Origin of the sequence: Photorhabdus tasmaniensis (assembly GCF_011189505.1) — a bacterium.
Classification (GTDB): Bacteria; Pseudomonadota; Gammaproteobacteria; order Enterobacterales; family Enterobacteriaceae; genus Photorhabdus; species Photorhabdus tasmaniensis.
Genome location: NZ_PUJU01000001.1, coordinates 99,936 through 122,116, shown reverse-complemented (window position 1 = coordinate 122,116; position 22,181 = coordinate 99,936). Strand labels below are relative to the sequence as shown.

10 protein-coding genes are annotated in these 22,181 nt (G+C 46.2%); 7 read left to right on the top strand and 3 right to left on the bottom strand.

Annotation, left to right across the window (positions count from 1 at the left end):
* Window positions 1-56 precede the first annotated feature (56 nt).
* The 7 genes from C5471_RS00385 (at window position 57) to C5471_RS00355 (ending at window position 13,285) form a co-directional block, all read left to right on the top strand.
* Window positions 57-3,335, top strand: a complete 3,279-nt coding sequence (locus C5471_RS00385; RefSeq protein ID WP_133813587.1) for a non-ribosomal peptide synthetase — start codon at window positions 57-59, stop codon at window positions 3,333-3,335.
* Complete coding sequence (locus C5471_RS00380; protein ID WP_133813588.1) at window positions 3,328-7,398, top strand: SDR family NAD(P)-dependent oxidoreductase; 4,071 nt, start codon at window positions 3,328-3,330, stop codon at window positions 7,396-7,398. The genes C5471_RS00385 and C5471_RS00380 overlap by 8 nt, the downstream gene beginning before the upstream one ends.
* A 43-nt stretch (window positions 7,399-7,441) precedes the next feature.
* A complete protein-coding gene (locus C5471_RS00375) occupies window positions 7,442-9,142 on the top strand; it encodes a beta-ketoacyl synthase N-terminal-like domain-containing protein (protein ID WP_242688523.1) in 1,701 nt (566 codons plus the stop codon).
* A 49-nt stretch (window positions 9,143-9,191) separates the two neighbouring features.
* A complete protein-coding gene (locus tag C5471_RS00370; RefSeq protein WP_133813589.1) occupies window positions 9,192-10,946 on the top strand; it encodes an aminotransferase class III-fold pyridoxal phosphate-dependent enzyme in 1,755 nt (584 codons plus the stop codon).
* 129 nt (window positions 10,947-11,075) lie between these two features.
* Window positions 11,076-11,570: a hypothetical protein gene (locus C5471_RS00365; RefSeq protein ID WP_133813590.1), complete on the top strand. Its 495-nt coding sequence runs from the start codon at window positions 11,076-11,078 to the stop codon at window positions 11,568-11,570.
* 81 nt (window positions 11,571-11,651) lie between these two features.
* Window positions 11,652-12,515 carry a beta/alpha barrel domain-containing protein gene (locus C5471_RS00360; protein WP_133813591.1) on the top strand — a complete coding sequence of 288 codons (864 nt, stop codon included), beginning with the start codon at window positions 11,652-11,654 and terminating at the stop codon, window positions 12,513-12,515.
* Window positions 12,516-12,538: 23 nt separating this feature from the next.
* The gene (locus tag C5471_RS00355) at window positions 12,539-13,285 is read left to right on the top strand and encodes a creatininase family protein (RefSeq protein WP_133813592.1); all 747 of its coding nucleotides are present in this window, start codon (window positions 12,539-12,541) and stop codon (window positions 13,283-13,285) included.
* Window positions 13,286-14,421: 1,136 nt separating this feature from the next.
* On the opposite strand, the gene C5471_RS00350 is transcribed toward C5471_RS00355, so the two are convergent.
* The 3 genes from C5471_RS00350 to C5471_RS00340 all read right to left on the bottom strand — a co-directional run bounded on the left by C5471_RS00350 (window position 14,422) and on the right by C5471_RS00340 (window position 22,173).
* Window positions 14,422-17,334, bottom strand: a complete 2,913-nt coding sequence (locus tag C5471_RS00350; RefSeq protein ID WP_133813593.1) for an RHS repeat domain-containing protein — start codon at window positions 17,332-17,334, stop codon at window positions 14,422-14,424.
* Between the two features lie 41 nt (window positions 17,335-17,375).
* A complete protein-coding gene (locus C5471_RS00345) occupies window positions 17,376-17,672 on the bottom strand; it encodes a phage holin family protein (RefSeq protein WP_166295525.1) in 297 nt (98 codons plus the stop codon).
* A 64-nt stretch (window positions 17,673-17,736) separates the two neighbouring features.
* Window positions 17,737-22,173 (bottom strand): SpvB/TcaC N-terminal domain-containing protein, encoded by a 4,437-nt coding sequence (locus C5471_RS00340; RefSeq protein WP_133813595.1) that lies wholly within the window; start codon window positions 22,171-22,173, stop codon window positions 17,737-17,739.
* Window positions 22,174-22,181 lie beyond the last annotated feature (8 nt).

The following is a 22,181-nucleotide window of genomic DNA, read 5'->3' as shown; positions in this document are numbered from 1 at the left end:
GTTGGCGTGACCAGAGGGTGGGGATACTGTTTAGTATTGATGGAGCTTGACACGTTATGTATATAAATTGCCCACAGACTGGTGATGCAGAATTGCTGTCCATGCAGCAGAGAGCTTTATGGTTCATTGCCAATTATACGCCGGATGATGGCAGATATAATATTGCCCAGGCTTTCCGTATTCACGGATCGTTTCAAATTGATGCCTTTCGCTATGCGGTTAATCGGCTGGTTTCCAAAAATGCCACATTGAGAAGCACGTTCGTGAACATGAACGGTGAACCAAGGCTTGTGATTAATGAACACTTACCGCCGGCACTGGCGGTTTTCGATGCAACGGAATGGAGCCCGGATACTCTCGAACATGCAGTGCAGGATTTTCATGCTGTTCCTTTTAAGTTGGAAAAAGAGTCATGTCTGCGTTTCGGTATTTATGTGGTCAGTGCCGAAGAGCACGTTTTACTGATGTGTGTTCATCATATTGTGTCGGATTTTACTTCACTTGGTTTTATGTGGGATCAGCTTGAACACTTTTATCTGGCTGAACTGGGGGAAGATTCCGATTCCTGGTTACAGCCAGCCGAAGTTTTCCAGGATTACGTCTCGCGGGAACAAGAGTATTACCAGAGTGAAGTGGCGGCGGAATCGAAAGCTTATTGGAGTGCGTGTTTAAAGAAGCAACCGGCAATGCTGCAATGGAACAATTTTTGGCGCAAAGGCCATAGTGGCCGGTCATCAGTGCTTTTTAACCTTGGTGAAGAGACCACGAAAAAAATAAAGCAGTTGGCTGCGCAAATAGGCGGCTCGGTCTTTACTGTCATGTTAGCGGCATGGGGGGCTTACATAGCCAGGGAGACAAAAACGTCAGATGTTGTGATGGGTGTGCCGGTGTCGATGCGTGACTCGGTTCATCAGCATATTATCGGCTGTCTGTTTAATGTATTACCTATACGTTTGTCCGTTGATCAAACATTTCATCACTTGTTATTGGCGGCAAAAGAAAGATCGTTATCGGCGCTTGATAATCGAAATTTTTGTCTCAGTCAAATGCTTGATCACCTTGCTGTGGAGCGGCATGAAGGGCGTAATCCGTTGTTTCAGACCGCAGTGAATATGCTGGGACACGTAGGGCAGTCGCGTTGGCTGAAATTGGAGTTGGCGACGGCTGAGGATGCTGTTCAGGTTTTATGGGCGGGAAGGGTTATTTCTCCATTCAGGATTTGTCAGCAGGAAGGGCAGGTTGATATTGAACTGTTATTTTTGGATGCTGATTGCCAATTAAGATGTGAACTCAAAGGGGACAAACATTTTTTCTCACATTCAGGTCTTCAGATATTTGCAGAGCGCTTCGGGAGGGTGGTTGAAACCCTTATTACGGAGCCTGATAGGGAAATAAGTGCTTTGTTGGCACCAAAATCAGAGGATTACAATCTTCCATCCGGTCCGCTTAATACGGATATGCTCCCTGAGATAGCGGATCAGACCATCGTTTCGCTTTTCGATCAACGGGTTGTGCAACAAGCGGCGTCCGTAGCGATTCGTTGTGGTGACGATAGATTAACTTATCTGGATTTGCAGCGTTGGTCGCTGGAGGTCGCTGCCCAGCTTATGCAAAATGGGGTTGTGCTTGGCGATCGGGTGGGGGTTGCATTATTGCCTTCACTGGAAGCCGTGGTGACGATGCTTGGGATTATGCGTATTGGTGCGGGATATGTACCGTTAGATCCCAGGCTGCCACAGAAACGTCTGGAGAGAATTGTCGAACAATCAGAGATGAAGCTGATTGTTGTTAACACGGATGTTGACCTGGACGACGCGTTTGCGATTAAGCTGATGGTGATCACGGCTACTGAACCACCGTTTGTTGTAAAACCCGTGGATCATTGTACCCCTTCTTCGATTGCATACAGTGTCTTCACTTCGGGTTCCACGGGGACGCCCAAAGGTATTGATGTTGAACACGGCAATGTTATTTCTTTTCTGAACGCAATGGATGAATATCTGGCCCCCGCACCTGGAGAAGTGTGGACTTGGTTCCATGCTGCCAGCTTTGATTTATCTGTGTGGGAGATTTGGGGTTCACTCTGCTCTGGTGGGATTTTAGTCATTGTGCCTGATGATATACGTAATCAACCTGACAAGCTTCTGGACCTTATAGCAGCGGAGCAGGTAACTATTGTCACACAGACGCCTGCCAGTTTGAAAAACCTGCTATCTGAGTTTCAGAGCCTGCCAAGAACTTATGCGATAAAACATTGGGTCATTTGTGGTGAAGCCCTTCTCAGTGCCACTATTCAGCCTTATTTGAATACCCAGTGGACATTATGGAATATGTATGGTCCAGCGGAGACAACTGTTTACACCACTGTGGAGAAAGTCACAGAAGCACTGACTGACTACACTGTGATCCCCATTGGCAAACCGTTAGGTTTCGCAACGGTCTATATTTTGAACACTTCAATGCAAACACCTCCGATGGGTGAAGTCGGCGAAATTTACATTGGTGGATGTGGGGTCGCCCGGGGTTATGTCGGTCTTGAACAGTTAACTGCTCAATGTTTCATTCCTGATCCCTATATTGATCATGGACGTATGTATAAAACCGGTGATTTGGCGTATTGGGACGGGGAACGAATTCATTTTTGTGGTCGCGTGGATAATCAGGTAAAAGTTGCCGGTTATCGAATTGAGATTGCAGAGATTGAGGATTGTCTCAATCGCTATCATGCTATTGCGGATGCTGCCGTTATCGTTGAATCTCACGAAGGCACAGATCGTTTAGTTGCAATATTGGTACCTGCGAGTCAGCGCAATTTGCCCGAAGAGTCTGCTATTCGTGATCATCTCAGCGCTTATCTCCCCATCTACATGTTGCCCGGCAGGATTATGCTGGCTGATGAATTACCGTGTAATACCCATAACAAAGTTGATAGAAGAGCGTTAAATGATTTGATTAAAGCGGGGAGGTTGACGGATATCAGTTCGTTGAGACCTGTCCCTGAGTTACCTGTTAACTCAGTTTTCGCCGAGATTTCGAAGATTTGGTGTGAGGTGTTGGGGAGAGCGGCAGTCGGACTGGATGACGCATTTTTTGATATTGGTGGTAATTCATTGGCACTGATGCAGATCCATGCACATATTGTGCAATTACCGGGATGCAGTGCATTGCTCCCTTCCGATTTATTCCGCTTTCCGACGATCCGTATGTTGGCTAATTACCTTTTACGTCCTCTGCAACTGATGACGCTGGCAGAAGTTGCAGATAAACCCTCCCAAACGCGGCGTCAGAAAACGCTGAGTTCAAGAAGATCATTGAAGGGGGAACAAGATGTCTGAGAATGCGATCGCAATCATTGGAGCCACTTGTCGGTTACCTCTGGCTAATAGCTTGGATGTACTATGGGAAAATCTTGTTGCGGGCCGAATCTTGGCAAAAAGATATAGCCAGGAAGAGCTTGCCCGTTTTGGCGTCGCCCGGCATATCGTCACTGCAAAAAATTATGTTCCTGTCGATTCATGTTTGCCGGATATCGATCTGTTCGATCCCGATTTTTTTTCAATCAGCCAGCGAGAGGCTGAATTACTCGATCCCCAACACCGGATTCTTCTGGAGTGCGCATGGGAACTGGCAGAAGTGACCGGTTATGGTAATCCTTTCCGACGTCCCCGGATCGGTGTTTTTACCGGAAGTTCGATGAATACCTATTTGCCTAATGTCATTAGATCTGAATGTGATCTGGCTTCGCTAATGGGAACAGAGCTAATGCTGACGAATGATAAGGATTATCTGTCGGCACGAATTTCATACAAGCTTGGTTTTGACGGGCCGAGTATGACAGTTCTGACGGGCTGTTCGACCTCATTGACGGCGGTTCATACTGCAATACAAAGCCTCTTGCTTGGAGAATGTGAGATTGCTTTCGCTGGTGGTGTTTCCGTACATGCTCATCCCCGGCCGGGCTATTTTTATCAGCGCGATATGATCTTCTCAGAGGATGGATATTGTAGACCATTCGATGAGAAGGCATCGGGTACTTTCTTTGGTGATGGGGCTGGACTTGTGGCTCTTCGGCCATTAGATGAGGCCATGAGAAATGGGGATACCATTCATGCCGTGATCCTTGGTTCAGCGGCGAATAATGATGGTTCTGCCCGGGCAGGCTTTGCCGCGCCGGGTGTCAATGGGCAACGAAAACTCATTTTGGATGCCCAGATAATTGCAGGGGTTGAGCCGGATGAATTAGGGATGATCGAGGCACATGGTACCGCGACGCCACTTGGGGATTCGGTCGAATATGCTGCGCTTTGTCAGGCTTTCCGTCAGGGTACTGATCGTGAGGGATTTTGTGCGTTAGGATCGATCAAAGCTAACATGGGTCATTTGGCGGCTGCCGCAGGATTCGCGGGGTTGGCAAAGACGATTATGGCACTGAAAACAGGCATAATTACGCCACATCCGACTTTCAGCAGAGCCAGTTCTGCTATGAACCTTGAACAAAGTCCTTTCATTATCAATACCACACCTATCAATTGGCCGGTGAAAGGACTACGACGGGCGGGGATCAGCTCTTTTGGTGCGGGTGGCAGCAATGTTCATATGATTTTGCAGCAAGCACCGGTACGAATGTCAGGTAAAAGTAAACTTGGTTGGCGAGCTATTCCGTTGGGAGGGCGTAGTGCCAATGCCTTGGATACATTGAGTATAAGTTTGGCGAAAATGCTGGAAGCTAAACCAGATACGCATATTGATGAAGTGGCTTTTACCTATGCGGAAGGACGTGCAGCGCAGCCATACCGAGCCTGTGTGTATGCTAAAGATGTGAAAATGTTGATCGAGAGCATCAGAAGCACGGATTTCACCGTCACCGCACACATTTCTGAACCGCAACGTCTGGTGATTACGCTTGGGCCGGGTATTCGCTCCGCTTTATCTATGAAGATGCCTGGCTATTGGCAAGAAGTGGATAGATTACTCGCTGAATTACCGGCGGATCTTTCCCACAACATCAGTAGAATTGACATCACTGAAATAACAGAACGTAATGGAAATCGGGAGCGAATTGCCAATGTCGTGGCTATGATCGCCGCGATGAATTGTTGGCGGAAGATGATCTCCACGCCGGTACTCATCATATCCGATAATCGTTACGACCTTGCCGTTGCCTGCTCGTTGGGTATGCTGACATTGCCGGAAGTCGTTGATAAGTTACAGGGAAAGGTGCCACAGGATTTAGCCAGGGATCGTATCGCTTTGCCCGGCCGTTTTTGGTCCAGGCATCATGGAGTGGTTGATGGTAACAATGCGAAAGCCATCTTGATTGATGGAGCCATTCCGAGCTTACGGCAAGAGAGTGAGGTTATATCAGCCAATGATGTGATATTAGATTTTAGCCATTCGTCTGACCGTTTCTCTGAAATAGTTTCAAACGCGGAAAATATTATTCGTTTGGATGCCTTTTATGAAGAGGATGACAAGGCGTTAGTCGCGCTGGTTGGAAAGTTATGGCAACGTGGTTTGGTTATCGATTGGTCGGTATTAAGAGGCGGGGAAGTTGTTTCACGTATTCCGCTTCCGGTTCAACCTTTGCAACGTCGGCGGTGCTGGTATACAGGTTCAACAGAGACAGAGCACCAGCAACCACTTTATGTTGATCAGCCTGTGGCAAGCCCTGAAATTGTTGACGGCCCCGTCGGTGTTTATGTTGAACGCTGGAAACGAACGCGGCGTTTATTGCCTGTATCATCAGCAGATAAGCGTAACTGGCTGATTGTCTACGATAAAAGCTGTCAAGAAGTTTGTCCGATCGCGGATATTCTGCGTGATTTGGGGCAGAAAGTGTTTGAGGTGCATGAGAACCGTGTCACGTCTTTCCATGAAACAGAGTTCATCAATTTTGACGATCCCGCAAGTGTTCAGCGTTTGATGCTTATGTTGAAGAAACAACAAGCGGATACACCTGACCATATCCTCTTCATTTTTGGTGATATCCCGCCCGATGGTGACGTGCTGGCAGGGGAAGATCGTTTCCCATTTACGTTATTTAATAGGATAAAAGCGCTTTCCCAGGTTGGCAATAAAGCCATTGCATTGACCTTGATAGGACAAGGCTTTATCGACGTCACTGGCAGTGAGTCACGGATTATCGAACGAGCCACTATGCTGGCATCCATCTCTGCGATCAGCCAGGAATTGCCTGGCATGATGATGAAAGTGATAGACATACCCGCCGAAGAAATTTGCTGTTTTAATCATGCTCAACATATCGTGACTGAACTTTTCACTACCGACGACCAGCAAGTGATTGGGGTGCGCCAAGGTTGGCGGTGGGAACGCTATTTTGAGGTGGTTAGCCCATCAGTCAGCCGCGAAGTTTCACCCGGCATGATCTGTTTGGTGACCGGGGGACTGGGTACGGTTGGTTTTGGTATTGCACAATATCTTGCCACGAAGTTTAACGCGAAACTCATCCTGCTCGTTCAGACACCCATAGATTCCGCTAAGTCTGATACGTTGCAAAGTCAGCGATTAGCGGAGTTGCGAAATATTAGCGCTGACGTTGAAGTTATTACCGCCGATGTGACAGACAAAACTTGTGTGCTTGCAGAACTTTCCCGGGCGGAATCCATCTTGGGTGAAGCGAATTGCTTTGTCCATGCTGCCGGACTTTCTGGTCAGGCAACGATCCAATGGTTGCAAAATTCGGAGCAGCATGATTGGGAAAAACTAATGCAGCCAAAACGAAAAGGGGCGGCTGTTTTGCATGAAATATTTGCTGATCGCTCTTTGAGATTTGGTTGTTTTATCTCGTCTTTGTCGGTTTTCGCTGGGGGTTTGGGTCTTGCTCCTTATGCAGCTTCAAACGAAGCCTGCGCAGCATTTTCTTCAATGCACAATGTGGATAAACCCTATTTCTCAATTGATTGGGATGGATGGGAAGGCTGGGATGAGTCAAATAGCTTCAAATACAGCGTAAATCGTGTTCGTCCCTTACGTTATGCCGATATCGTTAATGCATTGAATATTATTTTTGCCACATGCCATGCAGAGCCTCGTTTTGCGGTTTCCACTGTACCTTTAAATGAACGGTTGCACGATATTGTGCAGACACCACTTCAAGGGGATGCAGAAAAGCTCATAGTGGTGCCTCCTCCTGCATCAGACGAAGCCATAATGGATGATATGACGGCTATTTGGCGTGATGTACTGCGTTGTCCTGTTGATCATGAATCGAACTTTTTCGATTTAGGGGGCGATTCATTAGTGGGTGCTGAATTGGTGCGACAGGTTAATACTCATTTTAATGTTGTTGTATCTATGGTTGATCTTTTCGAATCCAGCACGGTGGTGTCTCTTACGATGCAGGTAAAGAAAAAGCGAATTGAAGGTGGTGTGCGGTAGCTTGAGTCGGCAAGAACAACTTGTTCGGGGGAAGGGAATTAGAATGAAGTCAAAAATACAAATGCGCTATTCAACAGATATCGCGATTACCAGCATCGCTGGGCGTTTTCCTAATGCGGATTCGAGTCAAGAGCTTTGGCACGCAATCTTAGGGAAACGGGAACTGATTTCTGGTTATACCAATGCAGAGCTTCATGATAGGGGCGTCAATGCGGATGCAAGAGGATTGCATTACGTTCCGCGTGGTGCGTACCTTCAGGATCCGGAAAAGTTTGATTACGGCTATTTTCAACTGATGCCAAGGGAAGTGTCGAAAATGGATCCTCAACAACGGATTTGTCTGGAGGTTTGCCATGAGGCGCTTGAACTGAGCGGCTATTCAAACGGTGCAGACGCGGGACTCTGTTCAGTTTTTGTGGGTTCTCGTCAAAGTACCTGGCACGCAAATGTGCCGGCGACGAACAATTCTCCGGCTGACGCGATGCTGCTGTTTGGCGGAAGTTCTATCGATGCCTTGGCAACTCGTATCGCGTACAAGTTCAACTGCTTAGGACCGGCTATGAGCATAGGAACGTTTTGTTCAGGCTCGCTTGTCGCTGTACACATGGCTTGTAACAGCCTGCTGTTAGGTGAAAGTGATATGGCTCTGGCTGGCGGTGTTTGCGTTAGGTATCCCGCTCATGTTGGCTATGTTTACCATGAAGGCGGCATATTATCTCCGACGGGACGCGTTTGTGCGTTTGATGAGAGAGCCGACGGTACGATTTTCTCTGATGCGACGGCATTCGTGGCGTTGCGCCGTCTGGAGGATGCTCTGCTCAATGGTGAACCTATTTTGGCCGTGATTAAAGGAACGGCAATAAACAACGATGGGGCGGTCAAGGCGGGTTATAGTGCTCCGGGTGTTTCAGGGCAGGAACAGGTGATCCGTCGTGCGCTTGCTGCTGCTGATGTACGGGCCGATCAGATTGGTTTGATCGAAGCGCACGGTACTGGAACGCCAGTCGGTGATGGGATTGAGTTACGTGCGTTGGGGCGGGTGTTTGAACGTGTCTCTGCCAGAGCTTGTGCTTTAGGCTCAATTAAATCCAATCTTGGTCATGCTGATTGTGCATCGGGTATCGCCGGGCTGATAAAAACTATCTATGCCGTCAATTTAGGCATTATTCCTCCTTCAATTAATTGTGAATCTCCATGCGCTGAACTTCGGGATCCTGCATCTCCGTTTTATGTCCCAACCGAACCCAGTGCTTGGGATAACCGTTATTCCTCTAGAATTGCGGGTGTTAGTTCGTTTGGAATAGGTGGCACAAATGTTCATATTGTGGTTGCCGAGCCGCCAGCGAGAGAACCTGATATGCCTTCCCTGGAAGCCGCACATCTGATACCGCTGAGTGCACGTACTGAGGCGGCATTAACACACAAAATCTTGGATCTGGCGAAATATCTTGAGCAGTATTCAGAAGTGAATATCGCTGATATTGCATTTACCTTACAACGGGGCCGACGACATTTATCAATACGAAAGGTAATTGTCGCATGTGATATTCGTGAACTGATATCGGGCTTATTAAATAAGGCCAGAGTGGTAGCCCACGAATCTAGCGAACTGCCAGATATTTATATTTCGTCTGCCTCTGTCTGGCAGGCCGGAGAAAATATCAATTGGGATATTTTTTACCAGAACGAGCATCGTAAACGGCTCGCGCTTCCAACTTATCCATTTGAAAGAACGGCAATCTGAGCTGTAAACATGGTAGAGATCGTCTTCATTTAAGGAAAGTGAGGTTGATATGAGTAATAGTAATATTGAAATTATTCAGAGAGAGATAACCACTATTTTTGCAGAAACATTTGGTTTACCGAGAGAAGAGATAAAACTGGAAATACCGTTGGTTGAATTAGGTGCGGAATCACTCTTGTTATTCGAAGTGTTGGATCCCATCCAGAAACGATTTGGTATAAAACTTTCAGTGCGGCAGTTTTTTGCAGAATTACAAACGGTTCGTCAACTCAGTGAATATGTGTTGATGGCAGATAAAAGCAAGGCCGGGGAAGATAATGATTCGGCAATTCACCCTCAACACGTTTTGACTGAGCAAGAGAGCATTTCTGATCAGCCAGACGCGATAGATATTCCACATGTTAAGAAAGAACGCTTTTTTCAATGGATGTCGAGAAGTGCGTCACCCATTGAATCTGAGGAGAGAAGAAAATATCTGGCTTCATTCATCTCCCGGTATAACGAGCGAACGATTCAATCAAAAACCCATTCGGTAGCGGTACGTAACAGTATTGCAGATAGCCGTTCTGGTATTGGATTTAAACCCTCCATCAAAGAATTGCTTTACCCGATTGTATGCACCAAGTTTGAAGGAGCTATCATCCAGGATATCGATGGTAATGATTACATTGATATGACGATGGGCTTCGGTGCACATTTGTTTGGGCATAGTCCATCTTTCGTTATTAAAGAGCTCACTCAGCAAATAAGCAACAGTTTTGGTTTGGGAACCCGGCATGCGATAGGTTTGGAGGTGGCTGAACTGATAAAAGAAATTACCGGCATGGATCGTGTTGCTTTTGTGAATAGTGGAACCGAAGCGGTGATGAATGCGGTTCGGGCAGCACGGGCGCTCACTCGTCGAAATCATATCGTGCTTTTCTCCAGTAGTTACCACGGGCATTGGGATGCCGTACTGGCTAAAGCCAGTGAATATGATGAAGTCAGTGTCACTAAACCCGTTTCGGTGGGCATCCCCGAGAATATGGTGGCTGATGTTTCGGTATTTGAATTTGGTTCCAATGAAGCTATTGAGTTTCTCAAAGTCAATCGCACCAGAATTGCGGCGGTGCTCGTAGAACCTGTACCAACGCGTGACCCTGGTCTTTGTAATCCAGATTACTTAAGACGTCTGCGTCAAATGACCAAGGATTTGGGTATTTTGTTGATATTGGATGAAATCGTGACGGGTTTCAGATCTCACCCGGCAGGTATCCAAGGGTTATTTGGAGTTGAGGCTGATATTGTGACCTATGGCAAAACGATCGGTGGAGGAATGCCGTTGGGAGTGATTACCGGCAGGGGAAATATGCTTGATTCGATTGACGGTGGAAACTGGAATTTCAACGATGACAGCTTCCCGGCGGCGGAACCGACATTCTTTGGTGGAACATATTTTCAACATCCACTGTCTATGGCTGCCGCGAAAGCCACTTTGTTGGAGATCAAAAGAAGAGGGGAATCTTTTACCAAGGCACTGACGCAATGTACTGAATCGTTTGTTTTACGTTTGAATCGCCTGTTCTTGAGTCGCCGGGTTCCCATTGAGGCAAGATCATTTTCCTCATTTTTTAGATTAATTCATCGTGACAACATGGATTTGCTTTACTACAACCTGCTGATGAGAGGTGTTTACATCTGGGAGTGGCGATGCTGGTTTATCTCTGATGCACACGATGACACTCATCTGGAAAAAGTTTATTTGGCGTTTGTGGATAGCCTAGATGAACTTGAGCAAAATAACCTTCTTCCACGGTATAGCTAGATCAAACGGGATTGTTGTGAGCGATAAATTATCGAATTGTGAAGCATCCTATTCTCTGGCCGTGCTGAGTTCAATGCTCTGAAACGACTGTTCATAGTTTGTTGGGTAACGAAAATTAAGGGGAGTGTTATGCCATTGGCAAACAAAAGTGTTTTCATTGGTGGGCCTATTCAATCCGCGATTTATGATGGTGGTTTTCATGAAGAGTTGAGAATGACTATCCAGTTAGCGGTTAAGACAGTAAAGGCACTGAATGGCAATGTATTATCGGCACATTTGACCGAGAAATTTGGCATTGATACCCCCAATTATACGCCGGAGATGGTATCAAAACGGGATTTCCAATGGATGCAACAGTGTGATTTTTTCATGCCCATTCTTCCGGTTCATTGTGGTGAGGAATTATTGCGTACTGATGGCACACATATTGAACTTGGTTGGGCCTCGGCCCTGAAACGGCCCGTATTGCTGATCACTCAACTGCCGATTGTGCGCGGTGGTAGTCATTTATTAAAGGGATTGGAGCATGTTTGCAATTTGTCGAAATTGGACATTCACGATTTTCGTCATAATCCGTGGCAGATTGGTGAGATTTTCAGAAATTTTCAGTTGAGTAGCTATTGAGCACCTTTTGGGGACATCGCCTGCTCTATGGAAAGGGGTTAATAGCGAGTTTGCTTGAATGAGTTAATTCATGGAGTTGCGATGAAAAATCAAGTTTTTGAACAAACCTATGATGTTTTAGGCATGAAGATAAAAAATCCAATTATCGTTGGATCGGGTTTGCTTTCTGATCAGGATAAATATATTCGCCAGTTTATCGTTCACGGTGCAGGGGCGGTCGTGACAAAAACCATTTACCCGAATTCGGAAAAATTGCATACCGAAAAGACCTATTCCATCAGTACAGGGATGTTGAACAATACGACTTACTCGAAGAAAACAGTTGAACATTGGTTGACTATTCTCAGTGAGTTTAAGAGAGAACAGCTTCCGGTGATAGTCTCGGTCCATGCAGAATCGCCTGGAGAGTTGGGTTCATTGGCTGCTCGTATCTCAGAGGTAACCGATGCACCCTTGGAATTGGGCATTTCGTGCTTACATGCAGATGACTTTACGGAAGATACACCAGAACGTGTATTCAACTACGCGAAAGCGGTGAAAGAGCGAGTGGATACCTCTTTTTCTGTCAAACTTGCGCTTGGCGACAATTTGTATGGGCGTGTTCAGGCTGCCATAGACGGCGGGGCTCATGCGATAACCTTGAGCGATACCATTTCGGGCATTGCATTCGATAACATAAGTGGCGAGGCTGTTCTTAACGGGGTGTGTGGATACTCTGGGCCAGGGCTCAAGCCGCTGGTGCTTGCCGCGATCTATAACCTGCGCAAACGGGGGCTGACGATCCCGATATTGGGATCGGGAGGTGTACAGGATGGTAATGACGTTCATGAGTACATGCTTGCAGGTGCAAATACTGTACAAGTTTACACCGCTCTTCATCGGCATATGTACAAAACACTACGGCGTATCGTTCTTGAATATGCCCAAATCACGATGTCAAAATAAGGTATTAAAAAAGGGACAATATCATGAGCAGTCAAGTGAGAGAATTTGCAGAACTGACCAGCGAGCAGGTTTTAACTGCGGTTGAAGGTAAGACTTTGATCTGGCCGATTGGCGGTATTGAGCAGCATGGACCTCATCTGCCGTTGAATGTAGATGCTGTGATCCCTGAGGCATTTGCCCGCGTGTTGGCGAATGATATTGGTGGGTTCACATTGCCGGTACAGCCATTATCGGTAAGATCATTGCCCCAGAGTGGGGGTGGACTTGAATTCCCTGGTACGATTTACATTGATGGACCAACATTTACAACTTATATGGGCCGGGCAATTAAGAGTTTATGTTCATTACCTTTCAAGCAACTTGTGATTATTAATGGTCATTACGAGAATGAAGGTTTTATTTTCGAGGCGGTAGATGAATTACGGACAGCGGGTCACTTTAAAGATCGTTCCGTTATCGTGTTTAGTTGGTGGAGTTTAGTCTCTGATGCTTGGACTCGTGAACATTTGACCGATTTTCCCGGCTGGCACGCTGAGCATGCAGGGATAACAGAAACGAGTTTGATGCTTCATTTGCGCCCAGATTTGGTTAGAGCTGAGCGGGTTGACCATGATAAACCCCCGCGTGCAGGGATTTATCAGATACCGATTAAAGAAGAATTTTCAACGAGAGGGGTTCTTTCTAAAACATCTGGTGCGAGTGCAGAGATCGGTTCACTCATTTTCGAACATGTCAGGCAGCAAATATTGGAACTTGTTACTGCGGATTAACAAGTTGAATATTACTGCATTTTTTCGGTTTTACCCTAGCTATCTGGAAAAGAGCTTACCGTTTTCATCAATGGAGGCCTTTTCCAGTAACAGCTACATATAGCAGTACTCGTAATATGGGACACGAAGGCGAACTTGCTGGAATTCGTGAAGTTTTTCCCCGTGAACAGCTAAATTTATTATCATGAAAATAGGTTAATTATTATTATATGATAATAATGAACGTATCAGATAAATACTAAGAATAAAAATAATGAAATCCAATATCAATTAATGCATATCCTAATTAGCAGCAGATACGCTTTGCATTACTCCTTCTTTGGAATTGTCGTAGAAATTATCAAATACAGAAAAGCTTATTATAGGGACAAATGGCGAATATGTTAATAAGATATCCACAGTCATAAAAAGGGCAGCTAAGCGTTACCATTATCGTAATATTTGTATAATTAATGATTTTTTAGTTGATGAATTTATGTAGAGAAGAGGTTATATTTTCTTCTTTAATGAAAGGCGATATCACTGTTTATGTGACGACTGAATCCCATCCTGATAACGATGATATAATAAGAGGAAATGGAGTTTATCAAACTCTGCGTCTTGCCATATCTAATGATATTTTAGAATCGTAAAGTAACGCTGATGAAATAATCTATACATTTCCCTTGGCTCAACATAATAGTGCTTTCTTGATATTGTACATATACTCTCAGGCATAAGTAAAAAGAGTCATTAAATTTATTAATTTATGATTTTATATTTTAGAATTAGATATAATCTGTTGATTTATATTCTATTTTTAATAGATGAAATATGATTGTAATTATTATTTGAATCTACATTTTATTAATGTAATGGTAAAAATAAGAAAGCCATAAGATGAGTTTCTTCTTATGGTTTTCTTTTAAATACGGTCTTTAGTGCTACAGCCATAGAAATTAAGAATCCGTATTTTTTGATGTTCATAACTCAGAGAAACCACACGACTTAAAGTTTTTCTATGTGAGCCTCTTTTATTGAAAAGAGGAAGTACAATTGTAGTGTAAGATGTTCTTAGCGGGTAATAATGAGCTGTTTTATTATTGAGTTTAGTGGCCGCGTAGACGGCCACCTTTAATAGGAAAGTAATAGACAATTTAAATTTTTGGCGTCCTCCCGCTCTTGGCATAATTTTTCCATGTATCTAAAGCTTTACCTGTGAGTTTATTCAACTCCGCTCTTCCACTAAAATAACCTTGCTTAATGTTGTCTAATGTTGTGTGTCCAGATTGGGTCATAAATTCTACAAGGTTTCCTCCCCAGACTTTAAAGCGTCCTCCAACATCTGTTGTGAAATATCCTGTCTTATAGGGATTATTTGGATACATTTTTTTATAAACCTGATGGGCAAAATAGTCGGTGACATATTCGTCATAATTCGTGTTTTGAACGCTGGTGTCTGTGTCTGCTTGAAAACCTACATGCTCATGTGAGGAAAAATGCAAGCTCTCATGGATAATTGTTGATCTGATTTTATCAATGTCCAATTCTCCATTCTGAGAATAATCAGGTGAATCTGTCGCCATGTATATTGTCCCGCTTGGGGATGTCCATGCGGCAGGGTTTGCTGTCAATGTTTCACTGCTAAATGGGATACCGGTTTTACTACTGACCTCTTCCAGAGTACTGTCAACCAAATTAATCGGCCTCTTTTTTTCCCCTGATATTTCACTAATCGTACTGGCAAGTTGATCTAGATCGACGTATTCAGCCGATTTCCAGCTCTTAGTCCGAACTTCACTTGGTGTGTATTCCGGTACCGATAGGTTGATCGGAGAAAACGTGCTGCTAGTTGTCAGCGAACTCAAATTTGGCATCCCTCCCGCTCCAGCACTTGGTGGTGGAGGAACTGCCCCCGGTGGTTGTGGGATCATACCTGGCGGTAGAGGTGGTGGAATCATACCCGGTAATGGCGGTGGAGGTAATGCTCTGCTGGTTCCAGGCATTGGTGGTGGTGGTATATTATCCTTAGGTATTCTTCCATCAATATCCGTCAATCTCACCGGATTATTCCTTACCATCCGATACAAATTCAGCCCATCCACTGTCCCTGCTGGGTCGGCACTCAACCACCGTCCTACCCACGGCTGATAATACCGGTAGCCGTAGTAGTACAGCCCTGTCGCATCCCGTTCTTTGCCTGAGTAGCGGATAGTTTTGTAATTAGCTTCTGTTTGGCTGTTTGCTGCCCACATTGCTGTACCGCCAAATGGATAGTACTCTTCCTGACTGATAATTTGCCCCTTGTCATCCAGTTCAAGCTGACTGGAGCCGATAAGATTATCGTAGCTGTAACGTAGCTGATTGTTGCTGATGTCTTCTGGTTTGCCCGTTTCCCAATGCAATACTCGCACCTGCGCACGACCCGCTTTACCTATTGTGATAACTTGCAGGTCTTCTGTTGTGGAAATGTTGTTTTGGGTTGTACGCAATTCCAGGCCCGGCAGATAAGTTACCCGCTGTGTCTGAGTGTTGTTACCGGTCTGTTGTTCACTGACTTTTAGCAGCCGCATTCCATCGTTGCCATAGCAATACCATTCCCGATCGTTCTCAACACTGCTGTCCCGTACCACTACTGTCACTTGTTGCAACTCACTTCGTGCATTCCAGTTCAGATTTTGTCCCGGAGTCAATGTCTTCTGATGACCGCCTGCATCAAACAAGGTATCGACTTGTGCCGGGTCTGCTGTTAGTGAACTTAACACGGCGCGATTGCTGCGATTTGAAATGGTGATATTTGTGGTGTAGTTGTTTTGAGTGGCGGGTGAACTGTGCTGGATTTTAGTTAAATTGCCGCCACGGTCATAAGTATAAGTACGGGTATAGTTGGTATACGTGTTGTTATCAGAAGGAAGAACCGGGGAGGGAATTTGGTTATTTTGCTGGTTAATATTTGCCATCTCACGCCCTGTTGCACTGATAAGCTGATACAGGGAATCGTAAGTGTAGGTGTTCTCCGGTATCACTTTTTGATTACGCCAGAACCGGGTGGCTTCTGCGTCATTACGTATGTTGATGACATTACCTACCGGGTCATATTCATAGCGTAAATCTTGCAACACATTGGTATCTGAAAGTCGACTGGTTTTGATACCGATAAGCCGTTGGGTTTCCGGTTCATAGCTGTATTCAGTGATAACGCCGTTGCCGTGCTCTTCACGTAATTTTTGTCCGGCAGCGGAATAGGTCAGGGATTTGATAATAACCTGTTCAGTCTGGTCTTTGAGTGTTAACCAACTCCTTTTTAGCTGTCCGGCTACATCATAGGCCAGACGCTGAGTGTTCCCTTTCGCATCGGTCTGAGTCAGTAGAGCACCGGTGGCGTCAAGGGTGTTCAGGGTAGTATAGACTTCATTAGCCAGCGTGTTCTGCCAGTGGGTTTCATTGTCACCTGTCCAGTTTGCTTCCTGACTATCGATTAGCAATTGACGGGATTGCGATAAAACAGCACCTGTCAGAGACAGATTTTCCAATCGGGTAACTCCTGCCGTGTCATAGTGGTGTATACATTGGCCAACAAGGTTGTGACTTTTCTCTGCTTCAGTATTGTCGGCCCAGATAAGGCGTTCAATAATATGGGATGTTTTTTCTTCTGGTACTTGTTCGGCGATAGACAATAGACGTCCGGGCAGGGAAGACGTTTCATATTGCCGGGTTTGTATGACATCTGTTGCAGTCACGGTCAGTATCGGACGGCCTTCAATATCATTTAGGGTGACAATGCGGCCTGCATCAATGCTTTCTGTCCGTAGGGTATTACCGGTTAAATCATATTGCCAAAGAAAGTTGGATTTTATCGTACTATCTCTCTGTTTAGTTTCATATAAACGTGGATCAATGCTCTGGCTCAGCTGCCCGCAGGCATTATACTGATAGTAGGTAATACGAGTATCGGTATCACCGTTTGCGGTGGTACGGTGAAAGCCGATATCACGGATAGTCAGGCCACGGTTATCGTGGACGCTGACTGTCGGGGTGTGTTGATAAAGTGTAGAGTCAATTTTTTTCATGGTTTACCTCGTTTATTGTGTTGCTGTATTTAATCATTTCTTCATTTTCCTCCCTGATGCATAAGAAGGCGACGCCAGAGCCAGCTCAGCCCGGTACTTCCCGTTGTGCCGAATAGCCCGGCAATTGCAAAAGTCATATAGATGCTGCCGCCACTTTCAAAACTCAGTAATCCTCCCAGGATACCAGTAAAACAGGAGATAATGAGTTGGCATAGGACGTTAATCCAACTCCATTTGTATTGTTTGTTCTGTATATCAATGAGGTATCTTACTAATCCGCCCCAAGCCGCAATAAAACCAATGATCAACCAGATAACAAGTTGAGTATCTGACGGCATTTTTAACGACACTTTTCACCTCTATCTATGCTTCCCGCCCGTTAGCCGGGCGGGGTTTATCAAGTTACATGTTTACCTCAGCTGCTGTATCATTTTCATCTTCACTGACAGTAAACCAGGGAGTAAACAAGGTTCGACGAAACCAGCCTTTTGCGGTGATAACCTTAATTTCCCGACCAACGGGATCATAGACGTGGGTATCGGCATAAGCCTCTTTTGCCTGCCGTGCTTTGTCATCACTGACATAACGCCAATCATTGAGGAAATAGGGCTGATAAGTTCGTATCGGTTGTCCTTTATTGTCATATTCCGTCCGTCCAGTCACCGCCCAGCGGCTCTTGGCATTTTCTGTTTTCGTGACCAAAGAACCGTCTTTGTTACGTTGCCAGGCCATACCTGCCTCATGTCGGGCGGCTGCTTGCAGCAAGCGACCAAAGCCATCACTGAATACGACTTGTTGACGGATTTGTTGCTCGGGATCATGGTTATAACGATCCGTGGTCAGCGTGAGGCTATGAGGGGGTAAACGGGTGCTGTGATGTAGTGGGCTGATTAACTGGGTAACTGCACTTTGGCTTTGTACCCAGCGACGATGGGCCAATGTGCAGATATACCCGTCTTCAGTGATGATCCCGGATTTATACAGTGTTTGCCGGTCTTGCTCTGTCAGTTTATTGAGGGTTTGTTGACTTAATACCGGCATCCAGCTTTCCGGTGCATAAACCTGACATCGTGCTACAGGTAGTGGTCCTGTCAGGTTAATGGCTGTTTCCACACTGGCTGGTGGAGAGAACGGCATCTGTTCCGGTGATGAGTAACCGGTCATCCTACCGTTTTCAGTTCCCCAAAAGCGCTGTGTTACCTGACGGCCCAGTGCATCCAGCGTGATAAGGTGCTCATTGTCATTGATATCAGTGAGTTGCTCGGGAGCCAGAAAACGCCAGTTATACTTGGCTGATGTTGTCAGGCCAGCCGCATCTTGCGTTTTTGTCACGACACAATAGTTTGTATCCCAGGTTAGTGTGATTTTTCCTGTGAGTTGTGTGTTGCGCTGCGTTTGTGGACGCCAGAACTGTACAGCGGTTCCGTAATCGGTGTAGCCGTGACGGGCTGTCCAGACTTTGCCCTCCCCAGCATGGGGGAACAGGTAATCTGATTGTTGATACCCGGATTTCTCCAGCGTTGTGGGCAATTCCTCAGGTGCGATACTTCCATCAAACGCTGACAATGTGGATTCATCGAATACCGTCGTCTCTGTAAAGGCAATCAATGCCTGTCGTGTCGGTGTATTACTTTGCCCGCCGGTATAAAATGTTCGCTGCTGGCCGAAGTATTTACGCAGTTTGTCATATGCAATCAGAATATCTTTATCACATAAGGTTTCCAGGTTTAAACCACGGTTAACTTCATCGTATTTAACTTCATCATGTTTGATCTCATAAGTATCAGTGCGGGTGCTATCCGGTAATCCCAGCACCCGAACGGTATTGTTGGTCAGATGGTGCCAACTGAACTGTTGATAAGTCAGCCGCAATTTGTGTTGCTGGTCATCATAGCTGTTGGTAAACAGTGTATCAGACAACATATCCGAATACGGGCTTATTGTGGGCTGATTGCGGCGTGGGTACTGTATTGAAACCTGTTTCAGTGGTTGTCCAAATAGGTCACTGGACAGAGTGATGCTCTGGCTGCACTGTGGGTCACTGGCAATACGTTCATAGTGATAGTGACGGCTTTCCGCTACCGATGGCCAAAATACAGGATTTTGGTTCTTTGTATTCTGTAATCGGCGTACCTGTGGACGGAATTTAGTGACAGTATAGGGAACCTTTTTTTGTGCGCTGCTATCCAGTCCGTACAGTTCACTACGCAGTGGCTGACCTTTCAGCGCCCGGTTGAACCAGTATAGGTCATGACTATTCTCTGGTATTAGGGAAACATCCTTGCCATCTTTCCAGACAGTAAAGCGCGGTGTAAAACCGGCAAAAGCCTGATTATCGCCACACCAATACTCTGCCGATAATGCGCTATCTATCACGGGCAGTCCGGTGGCATACCAGTTTTTGGTCAGGGCTGGTGGTGTCCGTTCTGGTGCGCTACCTTGAGCCAGTTGATGGCTGTCTTTCTGTTCAACATAACCAAACCCGCGAAATTCCCGCTCATGTCCATCCCAAGCGCCGTGAGCATAACGCAGTGTTGTTATTAATTTGTTGCCGCTGATTTCATCTTCTATTTCCGTTTGACATAGGGTGTGTACCGGGAAGGGCAGATAACAAACTGGTGTTTGTCCAGCATCCTGTGCCTTGGCTTTTTCATCCAGCCAGAATTGGGCAGAGCTGCGGTAATGCAAGATGTGACGAGCGCCCATATTGTTATTCATTTCACTGAGCAGCCACGGTTTCTTGTTCGCCAGATCACAGCGCCAGTGATGGGGCGACATATGTGGGACACTCAGTATTAAACTGGCTATCCCAGCCCCCTGCACATCGGCTACTTGCAACTGACAGGTGCTATCAAAACGCAGACCATTTGGGAAGGGTAATGTCACAGGTTTAGCAAAACTGTTGCCACTGTTATTGAGGAAGATATCCAGGCAGTTTTTGTGAACATAAATCAGGTCAGTTGGGCCGCTGCCATCCAGGTCAGCCAGATAAACCTGCGCTGGATTAAACTCAGTTGTTGGCTGGCTGAATCCCGGCAGGGTGATGGTGATTGGCTGACCAAATCGTCCGTGCCCCAGATTCGGCCAGCAGGTGACTTTAGTCGCACTGACTTCAACCAGATGCGCTTGACCGGAACCCAGTACATCACTAAAAGCCACCAACTTACGGGCATCGGCACCCGGTATCGGCAGGGTTACATCACCGGATTGCACCACATCCTGCCCTTTGGTAAAGCCGTCGCGGGTATTGGCATACAAGCGCACACTTTTAGGACCGATCAGCGCCAAATCAGACAACCCGGATCCCATTAAATCCGCCAGTTGCGCACGGGGATGAATATATTCTACCGGTAGGGCGTTGAGTGGGGTAAAACGTGTCCAACTACCATCTGGGCGTTGGCTGTGGTATCCCCGTAACCCCGGTCCGGTGATAACCCAGTCAAGTTGTCCATCTCCGTTGATGTCTACCAGTGATGCGTTGTTTTGTAAGGAAGGGATGACAGACAAAGGTTGTATTTTCTCCCAAGTGACAGCATTTTGATTATCTCCTGTCTGACGCTGTGGCGCGCGGTACCACCAGGCTCTTTTATCTTGATATAGCAGACCGGGTAATCCCTCGCCTTTTAGGTCAACCAGTTGCCAGCGCTGAACGGCATTGAAGTTTGCCAACACATCCATCGGTTGCCAGCTAGCGTTCTGTTTCGGTGAAAAATCCTGATATGCCAGCTCTAGTGGTGGCAAGGTGACGGCAGGACCGTCTTGTTTGTGTCCCACTCGACGAACGAATACCAGCGTGCTGGCTATTGCGCTTTCGTCATAATTGAGTATTAGGCGTGAAACCAGCGAGGGTTCGTGCTCTTCTGTCTGGTTATCCAACGCTTGCAGGTTATGATACATCAGTACCTGACGGCATAAGCGGCGGGTACGAATCTCAAAGCCATATTCATAACGAGAAAAACAGTCCTGACGACAAAGCCAGCCACCCGGTGCTGTAAATTCTGGCGGCGCTTTCAGGTTGTTACTGCGTTCGCCATAATCAAATACCAGATAGAACAACCAATTTTTTTGTGAGAGCGCGCTGCTATCCAGACTGGGTAACATTTCGCTAGCTGTCAGGTTGCCGTAATACACCATGTGTAGATAACGTTGCGCTGTGACCTGTGGATGGTCTGTCATTTCATCTGCTTCGCAACTTGTGTCATCTTCGGGGAGATATTGATAATAAATTTGTTCACCACGCGGTGACACGGAAGCTTCCAGTAGCCATTGCGCTGTTTGTGAGATTTCTGATGGGTTGCTGATCCGCGCCTGAGGCGATTTACCCAGTAGATGTACCTGTCCATCGGGGCTATATATCAACCAAAAGTCTGTTTCGCTTTCTGTCTTAGGTTGCCAGTACTCCAATCGGCTGAAATGGCTTTCCAGACGGGAACGGTAGCCGGTAACAGTAAAAGTGGCATCCAAGCCGGTATTTTTTAAGTAAGGATTTTTTAATATGGATTCATCACGAGGTTGATCCGCGATGACCAGTACTTCACCTTCTGGTCCCAGAAAGGTATCGGTTTCGTCATAGTGGGGAACACCAAAATGGGTACGGCGGCGGATAGTCATAACTCCACAATCCCAGCCCAGACCAAACGGGCTGTTACCGGCACCACTGTTGTAATTCAGCGTGAGGGCGGGGGCATAGCCGCGTCCGGCTGAAATAGGTAATGGCAGAGACAGTGCAGCCATACCATCCGGTCCGCTGGGTGTTAACGCTTCACCCATACCCGTGATAGCGCCTCCCCCTTTAGGCAATGACAGTTCCGTAATACTGAAATTTTGTGAATTTTGCATGAAAGACT